Annotated in this window: 13 protein-coding genes; 5 read left to right on the forward strand and 8 right to left on the reverse strand. The window is 65.9% G+C overall.

Going from position 1 to position 20,164, the window contains the following annotated elements; all coding sequences use genetic code 11:
* Positions 1–231 precede the first annotated feature (231 nt).
* Positions 232–624, reverse strand: coding sequence for a DUF4149 domain-containing protein (locus A0W70_RS14960; RefSeq protein ID WP_070989880.1), 393 nt, complete (start codon positions 622–624; stop codon positions 232–234).
* 188 nt (positions 625–812) lie between these two features.
* Complete coding sequence (locus A0W70_RS14965) at positions 813–1,280, reverse strand: gamma-glutamylcyclotransferase family protein (RefSeq protein ID WP_070989882.1); 468 nt, start codon at positions 1,278–1,280, stop codon at positions 813–815.
* A gap of 270 nt (positions 1,281–1,550) precedes the next feature.
* On the opposite strand from A0W70_RS14965, the gene A0W70_RS14970 reads away from it, so the two are divergent.
* The 3 genes from A0W70_RS14970 to A0W70_RS14980 all read left to right on the forward strand — a co-directional run bounded on the left by A0W70_RS14970 (position 1,551) and on the right by A0W70_RS14980 (position 8,153).
* Entirely contained in the window at positions 1,551–3,233 is a 1,683-nt protein-coding gene (locus A0W70_RS14970) for a class I SAM-dependent methyltransferase (RefSeq protein WP_070989885.1), read from the forward strand.
* Positions 3,234–3,420: 187 nt separating this feature from the next.
* A complete protein-coding gene (locus tag A0W70_RS14975) occupies positions 3,421–4,701 on the forward strand; it encodes a metallophosphoesterase family protein (RefSeq protein ID WP_070989890.1) in 1,281 nt (426 codons plus the stop codon).
* Positions 4,698–8,153: an AAA family ATPase gene (locus A0W70_RS14980; RefSeq protein ID WP_070989892.1), complete on the forward strand. Its 3,456-nt coding sequence runs from the start codon at positions 4,698–4,700 to the stop codon at positions 8,151–8,153. Before A0W70_RS14975 ends, A0W70_RS14980 begins: the two co-directional genes overlap by 4 nt.
* Positions 8,154–8,584: 431 nt before the next feature.
* Here the strand turns inward: A0W70_RS14980 and A0W70_RS14985 are convergent, their stop codons facing one another.
* The 6 genes from A0W70_RS14985 to A0W70_RS15010 form a co-directional block, all read right to left on the reverse strand.
* On the reverse strand, positions 8,585–9,706 hold the full coding sequence (locus A0W70_RS14985; RefSeq protein WP_070989894.1) for a GGDEF domain-containing protein: 1,122 nt from the start codon (positions 9,704–9,706) through the stop codon (positions 8,585–8,587).
* Positions 9,703–10,215 (reverse strand): molybdopterin-dependent oxidoreductase, encoded by a 513-nt coding sequence (locus A0W70_RS14990; RefSeq protein ID WP_070989896.1) that lies wholly within the window; start codon positions 10,213–10,215, stop codon positions 9,703–9,705. The genes A0W70_RS14985 and A0W70_RS14990 overlap by 4 nt, the downstream gene beginning before the upstream one ends.
* Positions 10,216–10,680: 465 nt before the next feature.
* The gene (locus tag A0W70_RS14995) at positions 10,681–11,166 is read right to left on the reverse strand and encodes a hypothetical protein (protein WP_070989898.1); all 486 of its coding nucleotides are present in this window, start codon (positions 11,164–11,166) and stop codon (positions 10,681–10,683) included.
* Complete coding sequence (locus A0W70_RS15000) at positions 11,163–11,717, reverse strand: permease (RefSeq protein ID WP_070989900.1); 555 nt, start codon at positions 11,715–11,717, stop codon at positions 11,163–11,165. Before A0W70_RS15000 ends, A0W70_RS14995 begins: the two co-directional genes overlap by 4 nt.
* Before the next feature lie 134 nt (positions 11,718–11,851).
* Positions 11,852–12,301: a TA system VapC family ribonuclease toxin gene (locus A0W70_RS15005; protein ID WP_245675897.1), complete on the reverse strand. Its 450-nt coding sequence runs from the start codon at positions 12,299–12,301 to the stop codon at positions 11,852–11,854.
* Complete coding sequence (locus A0W70_RS15010; RefSeq protein WP_070989904.1) at positions 12,294–12,542, reverse strand: hypothetical protein; 249 nt, start codon at positions 12,540–12,542, stop codon at positions 12,294–12,296. Before A0W70_RS15010 ends, A0W70_RS15005 begins: the two co-directional genes overlap by 8 nt.
* Positions 12,543–12,710: 168 nt before the next feature.
* Between A0W70_RS15010 and recC the strand changes: the two genes are divergently transcribed.
* A complete protein-coding gene (gene recC / locus A0W70_RS15015) occupies positions 12,711–16,166 on the forward strand; it encodes an exodeoxyribonuclease V subunit gamma (protein WP_175443133.1) in 3,456 nt (1,151 codons plus the stop codon).
* Positions 16,163–19,930, forward strand: coding sequence for a UvrD-helicase domain-containing protein (locus A0W70_RS15020; RefSeq protein ID WP_070989908.1), 3,768 nt, complete (start codon positions 16,163–16,165; stop codon positions 19,928–19,930). The genes recC and A0W70_RS15020 overlap by 4 nt, the downstream gene beginning before the upstream one ends.
* Positions 19,931–20,164: the final 234 nt, after the last annotated feature.

A 20,164-nucleotide genomic window follows, 5' to 3' on the forward strand; every position in this document is an offset into this window, starting at 1 on the left:
ACAAAGCGCAGCTACCCACGTAGGTTGGGTTGACGAAGGAAACCCAACAAGCCGGCCGATCCGACAGGGAGACACGAGGCTCTTGCCGGCAAGCTGACCGTAAACACGCTGGAACCAATCAAGCCCACGTTGCCGCAGGGGGCCGTGCCATAATCCACTCCCCCGCAGCCAAGAGCCCAACAGCGAGGCCGGAGATATATTCAAGAGAAGACAAAGATCCGAAACACCCACCTACAGCGCAACGACCACTCCCACCGCCACAACCGCCAGCAAAAGCCCACCCATATTCAGCAACACCGAAAACAGATGAAGCCGAGCAAACGAGGAATCCCCACGATCCTTCGCCGCATTGATCGCCGGCACCAACCCCCGCGCCGCAACAAAGCAGAGCCCATCCAGCCCCAGAAGCGCGGCAGCAGCCAAATGGTCACCAAACACCGCCGCCACCGACGCAATCAACCCAAGGACCGCCGCAGTCACGAAATACCGCGGGAAAAGCCGCCGCAGGAAAGCCCCCGCCGCACTCGCTTCCAACGCCTTGAACACAATCGGCGCGACCAGGCCCGAAACCGCCCCAATCACACCGATCTGAATCCCGATCAATACCAGCGTCAAAATATCCATAACATTCACACTAACCAAGCCAGAAGTAACAGGCTTCGCCGCTCCCCTCGCACAGGTTGCACGCGGCACCGGCGTCCACCCCACACGCCAAGGAACCTTTGATCAAAAATATACGTAGCAGGTCGACAAAAGATGTAGGTCGGGCTTCCAGCCCGACAGATCAGAGCCTCCCCTGAACGCCCAACCCATCACAGCAATACCGCATCCTCGCACTCCTTCGCCAATGCGTAAGCACGGCAAAGCTGCTCCGGCGGCAAAGCGAAATCCTCATACCCCTGCCGCAGCGTCTCGTAATAACCGCGAGGCGGGACACCATAGCCGCCCTCCTTCATCCTGTAACAAAGCACCTCGCCACCACCCTCACGCTCGAAGAACCAGTGATCGTAGTGCGTCGGATAGCCTTCAAAGATATCCAGTGCCCGCAGGCACGCGGGCGTAATGTGCCAGAGCATGCCATGAACGCCTTCGCCACCCACCGGCTCGATATCTGCAACGGTGCGAAAAACGAGCCGAAAGCCTTCCAGATAATACGCGCCGAACGGAACAGCTGCCGGGCAACGCTCGCGCATGTTGGTCCGATTGAGGTTCGCCCCATAGGCGAAATACAGCGTAGAAAGATAGCCATCCTCGCGCAGTGCCCAATTGTCCGAATGCATAAAATCTCCCTGGTTCGGTCCCGCACAGCCCTCTCCCCGCCACAGCGACGGCGGGTTAAGCAGCATTTCACTCCCCGGCGGACAGCGGGTGACTCTATCTCGCGCTCGCGACAGCAGCTGTCGGGCCCGGACAACACCCCATCCCCCTGGCAGCGAGCAACTCAGAGAATCACGGTTTGACGCCTATACCTCGGATGTCCAGTATCGACGAGTAATCGCGCGCAGACTCCCCGGCAAACCGAGCGCATCACCTCAACGGCCCCTACCGCCATGGCGGACATCTACTCCGAACACGCGGAGCGCTTCTTCGCGCAGTATCACGGGCTCGATTTCGAGGACCTCCACCGTGCGTGGCTGCTACATCTGCCCGAACGCCCCGGATTCGCCCTCGATGTAGGCGCAGGCACCGGGCGCGACGCGATTGCACTGGCCGAGCGTGGATGGGAAGTGCTGGCGGCGGAGCCTGCGGACAGGCTGCGCGCCATGGGCGAGCAGGCGACCACCGGATATGGGATCCAATGGGCTGCCGACCGGCTTCCGGAGCTGGCCATGGTGCGCGCGCACAGTTACCGCTTCGACCTCATACTGGTCTCGGCGGTATGGATGCACGTGGCGCCCGCGCAGCGCGAACGCGCCTTTCGCGTACTTGCCGACCTGCTCGCGCCGGGCGGTACGCTCGTAATCACACTGCGCCACGGTCCCAGTCACGACGAACGGAGCTTCCACGAAACCGACCGCGACGAACTCGAAACGCTCGCGCGCCGGCGTGCACTGGTCACGCTGCACGCCGAACGCGAGGACGACCAACTCGGGCGCGACGACGTATGGTGGGAGACGCTCGTTTTCCGCCTCCCGGACGATGGCACCGGCGGGCTCCCGCTTTTGCGCCACATCATCGTCAACGATGACAAATCATCCACCTACAAGCTCGGACTCCTGCGGGCGGTTACCCGCATAGCCGACAGCGTGCCCGGCATGGTACTCAAGCGCACGGACGAGTGGGTCGAGATCCCCCTCGGCCTGGTCGGCCTCTACTGGATCAAGCTCTACCAGCCGCTGATCCTCCGGCACGAGCTGCGCCAGTTACCCGGAAGAGCGAACTACGCCTTCGCGAGCGACGACTTCCACGCCCTCGCCGATGTCTCACCGCTCGACCTGAGCGCCGGTCGACCTGTAAAGGGAGAATTCGCCGCCACCGTGCTGCGCGCCGTGCGCGACGCCTGTCGCACCATCACCAATATGCCGGCCCACTACATCACCCACCCGGGCAGCGAGCGCCAGATTTTCCAGACGGATCCAAAACCGGTCCGTATCAAACCCGGATCGTTCATGCTCGACCGCGAGACCTTGACACGATTCGGCCGCTTCCGTGTGCCCGCCGCACTCTGGGACTGCTGCAGCCGTTACGCCTGCTGGCTTGATCCAGCCATCGTAAACGAATGGTCCGAACTCATGCAGGGCTACAACGGAGTCCGCTACAACAGCGATGTATTCCAGAACGCCCTGCGATGGGAAGAAGGCCGCCGCGATACAACACCCGTGCGCCGCTTGGTCGAACAGCGCGTGCAAGACCGCCAAGACGTTCGCTGCATCTGGAGCGACAGCAGCCTGTTACGACGCGCGTATGACGTGGACCACTGCTTCCCGTGGTCCCGCTGGAGCAATAACGACCTCTGGAATCTGCTGCCCGCGACAACCGAGGCCAACGCGCGCAAAGGCGAAAAGATTCCGGCAGCCCCGCTGTTGCAGTCCTCGCGAGCCCGAATGCTGCAATGGTGGAATGACGCCTTCATCGGCACAGAGCGTGAAGAACAGTTCTTTACCGAGGCCGAAGCGGCACTACCGATGGTGACGAAGAGTCAGAATCTGGAGTCGCTGTTCGAAGGGCTCGCACACCAGCGAATGCGACTCAAAATGAATCAACAGTTGGCGGAGTGGTATGGCCTGCGTTGAGCTGCTCTTCGAACATGCGCTTAAGGGAAAAAGCACCGCCCAGTCGAATGATTGCTAGATAATCAATTGTCCTGATGACAGATTGACACAGGCCTAATGTCTGAAAACCGGCGGTTTCACCTCCCGCTCTTGGCCTTCGCGGACTACCAAGGCAAGCTGCGCGAGCATCCATCGGAATAAAGCTTCTGTGAAACTCCTCTGCATCGCCGACATCCACCTTGGCCGCCAGCCGTCCCGGGTGCCCTCCCCGGTCGTCGAGCGGCTTGGTGGGCATGAGCTGGGCCCGGCCGGTGCCTGGGCGCGGGCGATCGAGTTTGCCGTTGCACAGGGCGTGGACGCGGTGCTGCTGGCCGGGGATGTGGTCGAGCAGGAGGATGACTTCCACGAGGCCTATCCGGATCTGCGGCGGGGCGTGGAGCAGCTTACGGATGCCGGTATCCGGGTGCTGGGGGTTACCGGCAACCATGATGTGAAGGTGTTGCCGCGGCTGGCCGAGGGGGTGCCTTCGTTCGAGTTGCTCGGTGCCAGTGGGACTTGGCAGGCGGAGGTACTTACCGGTGGTGATGGCAGCCGGGTGCGGGTTCTGGGCTGGTCGTTCCCCGATCGAATCGTGCGCACGAGTCCGCTCGGTTCAGGGCTGCCCGAACGCGATGCGATGCCGACCATCGGGCTGCTGCACTGCGAGCGGGACCAGCTGGACAGCAGCTATGCACCGGTACGCACTTCGGAGCTGCGCGAGGCGCCCGTGGATGCCTGGCTGCTGGGTCATATCCATAAGCCCGATGATCTGTCGGGTCAGCGGCCGAGCGGTTATCTGGGTTCGCTGACCGGACTGGATCCGGGCGAGCCCGGTACTCACGGGCCGTGGTTGCTGGAGGTTGCTGGCGATGGGCAACTCTCCATGGAGCAGGTGGCGCTGGCGCCGCTGCGCTGGACGGAGCTGGATGTGCCGGTGGACGGGCTGGAGGCTGCCGAGGATGTGCACCGGTTGATTACCGAGGCGATCGAGCAGTGCCACGCGGAGGTGGGTGCCGCTTCGCATCGCCCGGACGCGGTCGGTTGCCGGCTCCGGTTGACCGGGCGCTCGGATCTGCGCGCGGCGATCGAGCGCAGCCTGAACGCCGACGATCCGCGGGCGGGCGTACACGAGCGCGACGGCATCGTGTACTTCGTGCACGACTGGCGACTGGAGGTGCTGCCCGCGATCGATCTGGAAGCGGCGGCCGAGGGGACTGATCCGGTCGCGTTGCTGGCGCGCCGCCTGATCCTGCTGCGCGGCGAGGATACGGAAGGCCGTCGGGAACTGATCGCGGCCGCGCGTGAGCGGATGGTCGCCGTGCCGCGAGAGCGGCCTTACAACACGCTCGGCGCGGAACCGCCCGACGATGAGCGGATCGCGGCGACGCTGGAGGCGGCCGCGCTGCAGGCCTTGGACAGCCTGCTGCAGCAGCAGGAGTCGCGCCCGTGAGGCTGCGTTCCCTGCACATCGCCCGCCTGCCCGGCATCCGCCCCGGGTTCACGCTCGACGACTTCGCGCCGGGCGTGAACGTCGTCGTCGGGCCCAATGCCTCGGGCAAGAGCAGCCTGGTGCGGGCCCTGCGCGCCGCGCTTTACCGTGAAGAGTCACGCCATGCCGGCGTGCACGTGGAAGCGACATTCGACGACGAGGATGCCGGCGGCTCGTTGGCCGCGCTGCGCGTCGGCGACGATCTGCACTGGCAGCGCGACGGCAGCGCCGCCGAGGCCCCCGCCCTGCCGGAGCGCCGGTTCCTGTCCTGCTACACGCTCGGCGTGGAAGACCTGCTGGACGACGCGCACGAGACCGACACGGAGATCGCCGAGCGCCTGGCCCGCGAACTGGCCGGCGGCTACGACCTGCGGGGCGTGCGCGAGTCCGAACCGTTCCGGCTCAAGTCGACGCACGGCCGCAAAGAGGCCAACGAGCTGGCCGAGGCGGATCAGGAACTGCGCAGACGCCAGCAGGCGCAGCAGCAACTGCAGCGGGACGAGGCTCGGCTCGAGACGCTGCGGGCGCAGAAGGCGGAGGCCGAGACGGCGGGCCGTGAGGCCGATCTTCATGATCGTGCGCTCGATCTGCTCGAGAAGCGCCGCCAGCGCCGCGTGCTCGAGCAACAACTGCAGGCGTTCCCCGAGGGGATGGAGCGGCTGCGGGGCGATGAGCCGGACACGCTTGCGGAACTGCGCGAGCGCCTGCAGCAGCTGGAGACGGATCGCCAGGAGGCCGCAGACCGACGCGCCTCGGCGGAGGCAGCGCTGCATCAGTCCGGGCTGGCCGATGCCGAACTCGATGAGGGCACGCTCGGCGATCATCGCCCTGCCCTGAACCGACTCCAGAAAATCGAGACACAGCTGGAGCAGAAGGAATCGGAATGGGCGCAAGCGGAAGCGACGCTTGCGCAGGCGGTCGAGGCGCTTGGGGGCGAGCCCGGTCAGACGGTCCGGTTGGAGCCGGCGACGATCGGGAAAGTCGAGCAGGCGCTCGAGGAGAAGCGGCAACTCGATTCGGCCCTGCGCGGCCTCGCGCACGAGCTGGATCAGTTGCCCACCGGCGATGCGCCCGATCCGGACCCGGGGCAACTGCGCACGGCCCGCGGCGAACTGCTGCGCTGGCTCGCCGCGCCGCGCAAGCCGGCATGGACAGCGACGCGGATCCTGGCGGTGCTGGCGACACTCGGTGCGGCCATCGCCGGCATCACACTTGCCGGTCTAGAAGTGCACCGCTGGCTGTTCGGCCTTTTCCTGCCGCTGGCCTTCGGCGGATACATCCTCATCCTGCGCCCGGCCGCCGGCGACACCCGGCGCCGCGAGGCCGAAGCACGGTTCCGGGAGAGCGGAGAGGCGCCGCCGGAGGAATGGGATCCGGTACGGGTCGAGGAACGGCTCGCGGCGCTGGACCGTGCCGTGGTCGAGGCCGAGCAGGAGGATCGCGGTATCGAGCGCCGCCGCGTGGTCGCCCGGGATCGGGACGCCAGGCGTGAAGCGCTGGCGGCAGTCGATGAGCGCCTGCGCGGGATCGCCGCCAGGGTCGGGCACGACCCGGAAAAGTTGGATGCATCCCTGCAGCGGTGGCTGAAACTGGTCGCGGATTGGGATCAGGCGCGGCGCAACGTGGAGGCGCTGCGGGCCGAACACGAACGTCTTGCGGCGGACGCGGAGCGGTTTCGCGAGCAGCTGCTGACGTTCCTCACGCAACACGGTGAGGCCCCGGACATCGAACAGCCGGGTGCCGACGCGCTCGCGGACCGGCTTGATCGCCTCGCCGCCCGGTTGCGCCAGCGCGAACAGGCACGGCAGGACATCGATCAGGCCGATCGGGAGATGCAGGGGCTGGATCACGAAATCGAAAGGATCCGACCGAAGATCCGAAGCGTGTTCGAGGGCGCTGGGCTGAAGCCGGGTGATGACGACGCGCTGCGCCAGCGCATGGAACGGCTGGAGGACTGGCAGGCGTTGACGAAGGAACTGAATAATACCCGCAGACTGGAAATCGACCGGCAGGAGCATCTCACTGAGCGTGACGATCTTCTGCAGCAGGTCGATGACGAAGACGAAAACGCGTTGTGCAGTCGGCGGGACACGCTGCGCGAACAGGCCGACAGTCTGGAAGGACTGATCCAGGAGATCACGCGGATTACCGGTGATCTCGAACGCGCCGGCCATGAACGGGCGCTGGAAGCGGCCCGGGCCCAGCATCAGCAGGCGCGGGAGCGTCTGAAAGATCGCCTGGACGAGGCGCTGTACGCCGAGGCGGGCCAGTTCCTGCTCGAGGGTGTCGAGGCGGAGCACGAGCAGGCGGTGCAGCCGGCAGCGCTGCGGCAGGCGCGGGAGTGGTTCAAGCGGTTCACGCATTACCAGTATGAGCTGATCTTCGCGGGTGATGGTGGGACGCGGTTCGCGGCGCGGGAGACCACTTCCGGTGAGCATCGGCGGCTGTCGGAACTGTCCAGTGGTACGCGCATGCAGTTGCTGCTCGCGGTGCGGATCGCCTTTGCGTTGAGTGCGGAGCGTGGGACCACGCGGCTGCCGTTGATTCTGGATGAGGCGTTGACCACGGCGGATCCGGAACGCTTCCGGGCGGTTGCCGAGAGCCTGACCGTGCTGGCGCGGGACGATCGGCGGCAGGTGTTCTACCTGACGGCGCAGCCCGATGATGCGCGGTACTGGGCGGAGTTTGATCCGGAGGCGCACTGTATCTATCTGGCAGAGCGGCGTGGGCGCGAGCGTGCGATTGATGCGGCGGAGGCGTTGGCGCCGGCGAAGCGGCCGGTTGTGCCCTCGCCAGACGGTTACTCGCCGGAGGCGTACGCGGTGGAAATCGGTGTGCCGCCGATCGATCCCTGGAGTGAGGCCGAGGGCATCCATGTGTTCTTTCTGCTGCGGGATGATCTTCAGCTTCTGCAGCGATTGATTGAGCTGGGCGTGAATCGTGTCGGCCAGCTTGAGACGCTGCTTGCGTCCGATGCCGCGGATACCGTGTTGCGTGATGAGCAGCGTGCGTGGCTGCGCGCGCGGGTTGAGGGCGTGAAGGCGTGGGTCCATGCATGGCGGCATGGGCGTGGGCGACCGGTGGATCGGGCGGCGCTGGAGGCTTCGGAGGCGGTCAGTGCGACGTTCATGGATCGGGTCGTCGACCTCAATGCCAAGTTGGGTGGTAACGGCGAAGCGTTGATCGAGCGCCTTGCTGCCGGTGATGTGGCTCGCTTTCAGTCCGACAAGCGTGAGGCGTTGGATCGGTGGTTGCGGGAGAACGGGTATATCAGTGGTGATGAGCCGTTGTCGGAGCTTGAGGTCGAGTTGCGGGTGGCGAGTGCGATGCGAGGCTGGGTGGGTGATGAGGGCGATGTGACCGGGCAGGCTCGTGAAATCGTCTGGAGTCTTTTGGCGGGGGCGGAACGCTGAAACGAGTTTGGTGCCGATGCGCCGTGCGGGGACGATCGCGAGCAAGCTCGCTCCTACAGTGACTGCGTGATACGTGGTGGGCCCGTCTCGCAAGCGCGTTCAATGAGTTCGTGCGCCCGGGGTCGGATCTGGCAGGCGCGTTTTCGCCACAGGCGAACGCGCGCGGATTGTCGGGGGTACGTAGGCCGGTTTTGCGCGGTCCGCGGCAACGGATAAGGGCCCGGCATATAACCACGCAATGCCGGCATTCCCCGGCGGAAGGGTGGCCTGCGAGTCGGAACGGCCAAGGCGCCGGAGAAACCCGACCTACCCAGTGTCCCCGGGGCGGCGTTTCTTTCTTACTTTGTTCGTAATTCCTGTTCGGCATCGCTGCACGCCCTTCGACTTCATCGAGGGGAACCAAAAGACGACGCGGCGATCCAGCTCAGTCGTCAGGTTTGTGCGACGGTGTGGTTGCGGCCCTGGCGCTTGGCTTCGTAGAGGGCGCGGTCCGCCGCTACATAGAGCGGCTCGAATGAGGTTTCGGCATCCACTGTGACGGTCGTAACGCCGACGCTCAGCGTGAGGTTTTTCACCTCGCTCGTCATCGGCAGCTCCATTTCCTCGATCCGCTGGCGGATGCGTTCGCAGAGATGGTAGGCGCCTTCTTCTCCTGTTTCCGGCATTAACAGGCCGAACTCCTCGCCGCCCAGCCGCGCGAGCATGTCGGTGGCGCGTACGGATTGCGCGATCTCTCCGGCGATGTGCTGCAACACGGCGTCGCCTTTCGGATGACCCTCGTGATCGTTAACGATCTTGAAATGGTCGAGATCGAGCAGCGCGAGGCTTACCGGCCGGCCATTGCGACGGTGTTGCGCCAGGGTCTGCTCAACGCGCTGGAGCAGACCGCGGCGATTCGGCAAATCGGTGAGGACATCGGTCAGGCTCAGACGTTTGAGCGCTTTGTTCTTGCCGAACACGGCGTCTACGGCCCAAAGCAGCGCCGCGATGATGACCAGCAGCAGCCCACCCAGCGCGATCACGGCCCAGGCCAGCCAGGTGGTCAGGCGCTGCTGCGCAGCCGACGCGGCGTGGGTCTGCCGGTGCAGGGAGCTGTAGACGAAGGCGAGGCTGTTCTCGACTTCCATGGCCACTTCGCGGAATTCCTCCCGCGCGGCCGGATCATCGAGGGCTTGCCGGCTAAGTTCCCGCGCACGTGGCAGCAACGCGATTACGCGCTCGAATTCCGCGACCACGGTCTCGCGCGTACCGGTATCCAGGCCCAGTAGATCGAAGGAGTTGCGGGTCGTACCCTCGCGGCTTTCGATCGTGTTGAACGTGCGCAATATGCGGTCGCGGAGCGCTGGCCCGGGATTGGCGAGGTAGCGTTCGGTCGCGTGGCGCAGCTTGGCGGCTTCGTGCTGGCCACGGACGATGTTACTGGCGGCCGCGGTGTAATCGCTCCCGATATGCTGGTTGATGGCCGCAACGAACTGCGTCATCGCGACGGCCGTCGCCAGGAACAGACCGAGATATCCCGCCAGAAGCAGGACACGGAAACGCCGCTGGGTCATTGAATCCGGATCTCGATGATGGACCACATCCACTCGGTGGGTGAGATTTCACCGGCAAGCACCGCCTCTTCCTCATCCGGCACCACGAGCATCAGGGGGCCGAGCTGCGTGGGTGGAACGGGCTCGCCATCGAAGCGCGTGACCAGCAGAAAGCCGCGCTCGCGCACTTCTTCGGGTGTCAGGAAAATGGTGTAGTCATCGGCGGCGATGAAGCGCAGACGCCGGGCGTCGCTCAAGCCGAATTCATCGATGAATTCTTCCAGGCGAACGCCGGTGAACAGTCCGGTCAGGCCCTCGAAGTGCTCCAGCTCGGCCTCGTAGAGCGGGAGGCGTTCGATGTCCCGCAGGGAAAGCTCACGGGTATTGCCGTCGTCGACAACGGTGAGAATGGGGGTTGTATCGTCTGAGGGCTCCGCATCGCTGGGCGACATTGCGAATGCGGGGGTGCCGACAAGCCCGAGCAGGATGCCCAGACAGAATGCGGCCAACGGGTGCCCTGTACCCAGCATACTCGCTCCCCCCGGGATCTCGCGCTTCTGCGTGCGCGTTATTGCATGCTACCTGTACGCCTCTGGCCTTGGAAGCCGCGCGGATGTCCTACCTTCAGCCCTCGCCACCGACTCACGCTGTCATCGCGAGGAGCCGACAGGCTACGCGGCGATCCAGCGGTTGCGCCTCACCCGAAACGCCCCGCCCTGTTATCTCGGCCGGCCCGGGATCCTGGTCTGGTGGACTTCGTGTCGGCGGGCCGGGCATGTAACGGCTCTGCAGGCGCTGGACTGCTTCACTTCGTTCGCAATGACGTGTGGGGCGGTTGGCGCGGTGCGAACCGGGCGCCGGCTGTTGTCTTCGATAAACGCCGGCCTACGCGACTCGCCACGGCGTAGGCCGGCTTGCGACCGAAGGGAGCCAGCCGGCGGGGCCACGGTCCGGAAGATCGCAGCGCGGCGAGCACGGTATTCGGATCGCCGAACTCACAGCCCGGCCAATCCACCCGCGATGACCGGCAACGGCACGCACAGCGCTATCCGGCAAGCCGTGAACCGGCCGCCCAGCAGGGGGATCTCGAACATCATGCTGCGGTGAACGGCGATGAGGGACCAGGCGGTGATCAGGGCCACGAGCGCTTCCGGGCCGGCGCCCGCGCGCTGGAGCGCGATCGCCAAGGGGAAGGCGAGCATGGGGCCGCCGGGCAGGCCCGCGCCGACGGCGGAGGCGATGAGCACGCCGGCCAGGCCCGAGCCGGAGCCGATCCACCCGGAAACGATGTCCGCGGGAAGCAGTCGCCCGAGGCACTCGGCGGTGACGAGCGCGAACGGCAGGCGCGGGGCGATGCTCTTGAGGTAGCCGAGGCCGGCCGCGCGCGCTTCCCCGTGCGCCTCGGGACGGCGCACGCTCGCGAAAACGGCCAGACCGGTGATGACCGCGGCGACGAACACGAATGCGGCGATGAAGGTCATCGGTTCACCCGTCGCGCGATGGTGCCGGCGAGCAGACCGGCGACGATCGGTAGCGGCAGTGACGCGAGTACGCGCAGGCTCACGAAATCAAAACCGAGGAACGGCAGTTCCCAGACGACGATCCGCTGCAGGCCGAGCGTGGCCCAGGCGGTGATGTAGACGACGCAGACCGGGAACCCCGCCCCGGCAGCGCGCAGACCCACCAGGATCGGGAACACCGCGAACGGTCCGGCGGGCGTGACGATGCCGCCGAGCATCGCGAGGCCATACCCGCGCAGGCCGCTGCCCGGCCCGAGCCAATGGGCGACCTTGTCGTGCGGGAGCAGCGCCTGGATGTACCCGCCCAGCAGCAGCGCGGCGCCGATGACGGGCGCGATATACAGGAACAGTTCGCCGGCGTGGAGCAGCGCGTCGCGCAGTTCCGGGAGGCCGTCACGCCATGCGAGGCCTGTCGCGGAAACGGCCGCGAGAATAATGAAGAAGGTGGTGGTACGGGTGACGCGGCGGCGTGGTTCACCCTGGTGCGGATCGAATGCGGGTGGTTGGGTCATGCGGCGTCAGGAGATTTGTCAGTGGGCGGACCGCGCATGATACGTGATGGATGGAGGATTCGGCGTATTGCGGGTGGATGGCCGGTGAGCATGGTAGATACCGCGGCTTCGACATTGTCGGGTTAAAACCCGACCTACACTTTTTCGGGGAGTACGAGCCGGTGCGTTTCATCGGCGCCACGGACCGCGTTGAGGGGAACGTTCCGGTCGAATGTTACGAAGCGTCCGCCTCGGTGCACGGCCAATGCGAGCAGATACGCATCGGTAATCTGGCGGTGTCCGAGTATGTGGTCCCAATCGAGGGTCCCGTGCTCGAGCGAATTTCGATCGGCAGGCCAGAATTCATGCGAGGAATCCGCTGCCGCCTCAGCGAGCCGAGCCGCAACCTCCGCAGCCGTGAAGGCACCGGGATACCCCGGCTGCGCCATGATGCGGATGCATCCGTTCTGGGTGAGCGGGCAGGACGCCCAACCGTGGCCGCTCTCGCGCTGCAGCCAGTCCATTGCATCGCGATGGTGCACATGCGCCGAATCCAGGAGCGCGATCAGGACATTCACATCCAGCAGCGCGCGCAACTCAGACACCCTCTTCGTCGCGCAGACGATCGATCAACGCATTGTCTACCGGTGTGTCGCGACCGGTGAAAGGACGGAAGCCAGCGACCCGGTAGTCCGCGGACTCCTCTGCGCTTCTGCTCGACGTCTCACCGGTCATCGCCCGGCGAAGGAGGCGCGATACGACAACGCCTGTCGGAAGGTTCTGTTGTCGTGCCATCTCACGCGCGGCCCGCAGGACCTCGTCATCGATGTTCAGCGTGGTTCGCATAGCACTTCTCCGGAAGGCGCATCATGATGTTAGCACATCAACGCATCACCGACACGATCTCCGACAAGGCGCCCTCCCCGCGATCCGCCCATACCGGCGGCAAATACATTGCGTGAGGAGTGTCCGCGGATGTGGCATCTTGGCGCCTCCTCGCACCCTGAGCACCCTATGCTTCACCTCTACCAGCACCATGATCTAATGCGCCTCGCCGAGGTGCTTGCGGTACTTCGGGCGCAGACCGGCGCGGGCTCGCCGCTGATGCCGGACACGATCCTCGTGCCCAACCGCGGGACCGGGCGCTGGCTGCAGGCGGAGTTGGCGGAGTCCGAAGGGACGGCCGCGAATCTCGATCTGCCCGTGCCGGGGTTGTTTGTCTGGCGGATGCTGCGTGACACGCGAGAGGACCGGCCGGACAGTTCCGACTACGAGCGCGGCCGGCTGGTGTGGCATCTGTATGCCCTGCTCCCGGAACTGGATGTCCCCGAGGTTCAGCGTTATCTGGCGGCCGAGCCTCGCGAGCGACACCGGTATCAGCTGGCGCAGCAGCTGGCGGATGTGTTCGACCAGTATCTGATCCATCGGCGCGATGTGCTGGCGGCCTGGGAGGCCGTTGACGAGACGCGGACGCCGCCGGCTTCGTGGCAGGCGCCGGTTTGGCGGGCGGTGGTCGAGCGCATCGGGCAGGCGCATCGGGCGCAGTTGCTGACGGAATTTCTGGAACGGGCGCAGCGCGGAACGCTCGATCTCACACGAGTACCCGATCCGATCTATGCGTTCGCGCTGGCGGATCTGCCGGCGGATTATCTTCGGTTGCTGTATGCACTCGGTGAATACGTCGACGTGCATTTCATGCTGCCCAATCCTTCGGCGGCCTATTGGGGCGATGTGCCGACGCGGCGGATCGGTCGGGTGGATGTGGAGGCGTTGCATGCCGGCATTGCCCGGCGCGGTGGTGGTGCACCCGACGATGATGGTGGCGCCGGGCAAGACCGGCCTACCGATGATGTAGCCCGGATGGAGCCGGCGGCGGAATCCGGGGAGCCGGCGTCCCGGATTCCCGCTTCGCCTTCATCCGGGCTACATGAGGAACCGATCGGCGCTACGGGGCACCCCCTGCTCGCCTCGCTTGGGCGCGCCGGCCGGGATTTTCTGCGCGTGCTGTACTCGGACGAGTTCGTGGACGTGCGCGAACCGCTTGCCGAGGCGCTGGCCTACGAACCGCCGGGCACGGATTCTCTCCTGCATCGGGTGCAGTCCGGGGTGATCGAGGGCGCGGCCGAGGTGGTGGATGCCGGCGGCGTCGATGCGGATGGCTCGATCCAGGTGCACGCCTGCCACGGGCCGGTGCGCGAGATGCAGGTGTTGCACGACCAACTGCTGGATCTGCTGGCGCGGGATCCGGAACTGGAACCGCGGAATATCCTCGTGCTCGTGCCGGACAACGCCCGCTACGCGCCGGCGGTGCATGGTGTGTTCGGCGCGGCCGCGGGCGGCCGCCGGATCCCCTACAGCGTGGCCGACCGGCCGCGGCTCGATACGCACCCGATCGTGCAGACCTTTCAGCAGCTGATCGAGCTGCCGTTGTCGCGCTGGACGGCGAGCGAGGTCCTGGCCCTGGCCGGCGTGCCGGCGGTGATGCGGCGCTTCGGGCTCGACGACAGCGATCTGGAACTGCTGCACCAGTGGGTGTCGTCAGCCGGCGTTCGCTGGGGTCTCGATCGAGAGACGCGCGTGGCCACCGGCGCGGCCGGGTTCGAGCAGAATACCTGGCGCTTCGGCCTCGACCGGCTGCTGCTCGGTCTCGCCCAGCGCGATGACACGGCCCTGGTCGACGGCGTCGCGCCCTGGAGCGACCTGGAGGGCGGCTCGGCCACGGCCGTCGGCCGCCTCTGGCTGCTGGTGGACCGGCTGCGTGGCTGGCGCGATGCGCTGACCGAGGCGACCACTGCTGCTGCCTGGCAGGAGCGCCTGAACGGGATGGCCCGGGATCTGTTCGTGGTCGATCCGGAGGACAGCCACGAGTCGGGCGCGCTCGACACGGTGATCGAGGCCAGCGCGGCGCTCGAAGAGGCCGCGCAGTCACTGAACGACGAGGTCCTCAGCTGGGAGGCGGTCCGCGAGGCCCTGCTCGGTGCGCTGGCCGGCGGATCGCAGCGGCAACCGCTGGTAACCGGGGCCGTCACCTTCTCGGGGCTGGAGCCGTTGCGCGGCGTGCCGTTCGACGTGATCTGCATGGTCGGCATGGACGACGGCATCTTCCCGCGTCAGGACGGTCAGCGCGAGTTCAACCTCGTGCAGCAGCAGCCGCGGACCGGTGATCTGAGCGTGCGCGACGGTGATCGCATGACGTTCCTGCAGGCCTTGATGGCCGCGCGCCGAGGCTTCTATGTCAGCTACACCGGGCGCGACGTCGCCGACGGTTCGGAGCTGCAGCCCTCGACGGTGGTGGGCGAGTTCCTCGACTTTCTGCACGGGTATTGTTTCGCCGCGTGGTCACGCGGGGACTTCCGGGCGGCGCTGGTCATGGAACAGCCGATGCACCCGTTCAGTCCGCGCTATTTCATGCCGGACAACCCGAATCTCTTCACCTTCGATGATGACTGGCGTCTGGCCGCGCAGGCTCAATGCGGCGAGCGCGTCGAGCATGCACCGTTCATCGATGGCACGGCGCTTTCCGGTCCCGAACCGGGCGAGCCGGTCGAGCTCCTTGAGCTGCAGCGCTTCTTCCGGCATCCGGCGCGCTGGTTCTTCCAGGAGCGCCTGCGGCTGGAACTGGAGGAGCCGGATACCGCGCTTGAAGACGAGGAGCCGCGCGCGCTTGGTGGGCTGGAGAAACACCTGCTGCGCGATCGGCTCTTCCATGTGGCGAAAACCAATGGCCTGAAAGAGATCGCTCCAGAACCGTCGGCACTGGAACGCGCGCGCGGCGATCTTCCGCCACCGCCACTGGGTGGCGCGGAGTATGCGGAAGCGGCGGCGGAGGTGAACACGGTTCTGCCGCTGTACTGGCAGTGGCAGCAGGACGCCGACTCCGAAGCGGATATCGATATCGATCTGACGCTCGAAGATGGTACGCGCCTGCTCGGCCGTGTCCCGGCCGTTGGCCCCGGCGAAATGCGACGGCTGCGGCCGGGCACATTGCGGTTGAACCATTTGCTGCCATGGTGGCTGGCCTACCAAGCCGTGGTCGCCAGCGGCCATGATGTCGCGCTGCGGGTGGCGGGCACCGGTGAAGACGAGGCCACCCAGCTTGTCGGTCGTATCGACCGCGATGGGGCATCCCGTAACCTGGCCGCCGCGATCGATCATTACCGCAGCGGCCACGCACGCCCCCTGCTCTTCGAGCCATACATCGCCGAGCACTACCTGGATCAACGCGAGAAAAAGAGCCGGGATACCGGCGAAGTAAAGACGCCGGCCCAGGCGCTGGACAGCACCAACGGCTGGCTCAGCAATACCTGGCAGCCGCCGCATCCACGCCGCGATCCGTGGCTGCAGCCGCTGTTCGAACCGACGGTGACGCCGCTGGGCGCCGATGCCGACGCATCCGGTTTCGTGCGGGTCACCGAGGCGGTCGCGGCACCGTTGCGCCAGGTTCTCGGTGAGCCGGAGGAAGACACGTGAGCGGCAAGGATACCCATACCATCGAGTCCTTCGACCCGGCCACGATGCCGCTCGATGGCATCCGCCTGATCGAGGCGAGCGCCGGCACGGGCAAGACCTTCAGTCTCGCGGGGCTGTATCTGCGGTTGATCGTCGAGAAACAGCTCGACGTGCGCGAGATCCTGGTGATGACCTTCACGCGCGCCGCGACCCAGGAACTGCGTGAGCGCCTGCGGGCACGGCTGGCGATGGCGACCCGGGTCGCCGCCGAAGCGCCGCGGGCCGATCGCACCGATGCCGCCGAGGATTTCGCGGAGCGCGTCATCGCGAACGCCGATGCCGACCGGGCGACCGTCGCGGCCCGTCTGCGGGACGCGGCCACGCGTGTCGACCAGGCGACGATCACGACCATCCACGGCTTTGCCCAGCGCGCCGCGGGTGAGAACGCATTCGAGAGCGCCCTGCCCTTCGATCGCGGCGAGCAGGTCGAGGACGCCGAGATCCAGCGGGAAGCGGCGGCGGATTACTGGCGGGCGCGCGTGTTCGGGCAGCCGGCCCAGCAGGCGGGTGCGTTCGTCTCGCTGTGGGCCTCGCCGGAAGCGCTCTATCAGGACATCCGCGATGTGCTGGGCAAGCCCCATGCACACCTCATCCGCCCGGACGGCGCGGCGGTCGAGCGCGATCGGAAACAGGCGCTCAAGCAGTGGACCAACGAGCGCGACGCGTTTATCGCAACGTTGGACGAGGCGCTCGAACACGGTGGGCTTCTGGCAGGATCCAGCCTGAAGACACAGCTGGAGGCGGAAGGATCAGAGGCCATCGCGGCAGCGATTGATGCCGGACTCGCGGGGACCAGCGATGGTTTCCCGGCACTGCCGGCGGTACTCGCCGATCTGGGCGATGAAGAGGGCGTCCGCAAGCACGCGAAGAAAGCGGCAATGAAGTGGCTGCGTCCGCAGGATCTCGGGATTGTCCCGATACTGGCCCGGTTACAGATCAACGGCCGGATGGCGGCGGTAACGGCGGCCATCGACGCGATTCGCACGTTGACCGCCCAACGTAAACGCGAACGGCGCCTGTTCAGTTACAACGACATGATCCTCGGGCTCCACCAGGCGGTGACCGACCCGGAGGGCGGCCCTGCCCTCGCCGCGGCATTGCGACGGACCTGGCCGTGGGCGCTGGTCGATGAGTTCCAGGATACCGATCCGCTGCAGTACGAGATCCTGCAGCGGATTTATGGCGACGAAGCGTTGGGTATCGCTTCGCTCAACCCAACCTACGATGCGGATTCAAGCGATCAAGATCCCGTAGGTTGGGTTGACGAAGGAAACCCAACAAAAAGTCCCGCCGACACGACCGCGCAGACACCGCGATCCGGCGGCCTGATCCTGATCGGCGATCCCAAACAGGCGATTTACGGCTTCCGCGGGGGCGACGTCTTCGCCTACCTCGATGCGGCGAACGATGCCCACGGCCGGTACGGCATGGACACCAACTTCCGCTCGACCGGTGCGGTCCTCAACGGCGTCGGCGCCGTATTCGAGGCCGGTGGCGAAGACGCCTTCGTGCTCGAGGGGATCGATTTTCGCCCCGTGAAGCCCGGGCGCAACGAGGGCGATCTACGCCTCGAACACGACGGTGCCGAACTCCCCGGCGTGACCGCGTGGTCCATTCCGGAAGACGCCGGCACCAGCAAGGGCGAGGTACAGAAACGCATCGAGCGCGCGACTGTCGAGCGCATCGTCACCCTTCTCGAGGAAGGCGCTTTCGTAACGGCAGAAGGTCAAAGCCGTGACATCCGGCCGAGCGAGATCGCGGTACTCGTGAACAGCAACCGCGAAGCGGCCACGATGCAGTCCGCGCTCGGCGAAGCCAACGTGCCCGCCGTCTGTATCCACCAGGACAGCGTATTCACCCATGAAGCCGCGCATGACCTGCTGCAACTCCTGCGCGCCGCCGCGAGCCCATTCGACGCCCAGCGATTGCGGGTGGCGCTGACGACCGCCCTGTTCGGCTACCGAATGGGCGACCTGGTCGCACTCGACGAGGACGAGCACGCCTGGTCCGAGGCCACCCATCGCTTCCAGGAGGCCCACGTACGCTGGTCGCAGACCGGCGTGCAGGCCATGCTCGAACCGTTGCTGCAGGAGGCGGCGGCACGCGTGGTCGCATTGACCGACGGCGATCGCCGGATCACCGACTTCCTGCACGTCGCCGACCTGCTCCAGCGCGCCGAACATGAAGTGTTCGGCATGGAGGGGCTCGTCCACTGGCTCGAAAACGCGATCCGCCGGGCCGACGACGGCGAGGTCGGTGATACGGATCGGGTGCGCCTCGCGGACGATGCCGAGCTCGTGCAAGTCACGACCGTGCACAAGGCCAAGGGGCTGCAGTTTCCCGTCGTGTTCGTCCCCTACTCGCCTTGGCTGGGGACCGGCGGCGCGAAGCCGACCGAGCCGCCGCTCGCCTTCCATGACGAAAACAATCAGGCCGTGGTCGATCTCGGCTCCGATACGATCGACGAACACACCGGCCAGGCCGTGCGTGAACGGCGTGCGGAACAGGTCCGCTCGCTCTACGTGGCCCTGACCCGCGCGGAACAGGCCTGCTTCTTCGTCCATGGCGCCGCCAACAATGCGATCGACGGCCCGCTCGCCTGGTTGCTGCATAAGGACGACGGCGTTACGGCCGACGGTTGGCACGGTGGCAAGAAACTGCCTGAATGGTTCAACGCGGCGAGCACGAATAAACGCCTCGGGGAATTGGCAAAGAAAAGCCATGGCACATTGAAGGTGGAACCACTGCCTGATCCGCCCAGGAACACGCCGCTGCAGACGTCGACGGCCACGCGGAAACTCGGGCCGGCACGCAGCGACCTGCCCGCACCCCGCACAGCGTGGTCCGTTTTCAGCTTCTCGCGGTTGGCCGGGCGTATGACCGCGCCGACGGAGCCCACCGCCGGAGCGGATGACGAGACCACCACCGCGACACTGCCGGTTGGCCTTGATGAATCGGGCGATATCGCGGACGAGGTGATTACCTATCCACGCGGCGCCGGGTTCGGGAAGGCGTTCCACGATATCGTCGAAGCGACGTCGTTCGACGCCTGGCCGAAGCCCGCTGCCGAGTTGGATGGAAAAACCCGTGACGCCGTGCGCGAGAAGCTTCGGCGCAATGGCGTGGCGACCGTGGACGCGGACAATGCCGAAACGCCGGTCGATGATACGGCACGGATGATCGCGGCCGCGCTGCATGCACCGCTGCCGGAAATCGGCCCGCTCGCTGCGATACCCGAGACGCGTCGCCGCAATGAAATGGAGTTTTTCATGCGCCTGGGCGGGAGCCAGGCCGGTGCCGTTTTGGAGGCGATGGCGGCCGCCGGCTATGAAGGGGCCCGCGGGACGAGCGCCATCACGTCACTGCGTGGTCTCATGCACGGCTTCATCGATCTGGTCGTGGAGCACGAGGGGCGGTACTGGATTCTCGACTACAAGACCAACGCGCTTGGGCGCCTGCGTGCGGATTACGCGCACGAGCGCCTGGCCGAGGCTATGGCCGAACATCATTACGACCTGCAGTACCTCATCTACACCGTCGCGCTGCACCGCCATCTTCGACAGCGCCTGCCGGGATACGACCCGCACGAGCACCTCGGGGGCGTGCAGTATCTCTTCGTGCGGGCGCTCGATGAGAACGGTGAAAACGGCGTATTCAGTGATCAGCCGGATCCAACGTTGGTCGAGCGCCTCGATGCCCTGTTCGACGGGAGCGCTGCGGCATGAGGCGTGAGATGGGCAATGTAGACGTTTTCGATGTCGGGTTAAAACCCGACCTACAGAGGTTGGCGCCCTTTCCAGACGTGGGTCGGACTCCAGTCCGACAAACGGTGTCGGCGTGCACTGTACGAGGAACTGCTCAAACCACGTCGGGTGTTTGTGGCGTGCCGCCGGCTGGCTCCCTCCGGTCGCAAGCCGGCCTACGTCGGGTTGCATCGCGTAGGCCGGCTTTTGCCGAAG

The sequence above is a fragment of the Halofilum ochraceum genome (assembly GCF_001614315.2).
In the GTDB taxonomy this organism is placed as follows: domain Bacteria; phylum Pseudomonadota; class Gammaproteobacteria; order XJ16; family Halofilaceae; genus Halofilum; species Halofilum ochraceum.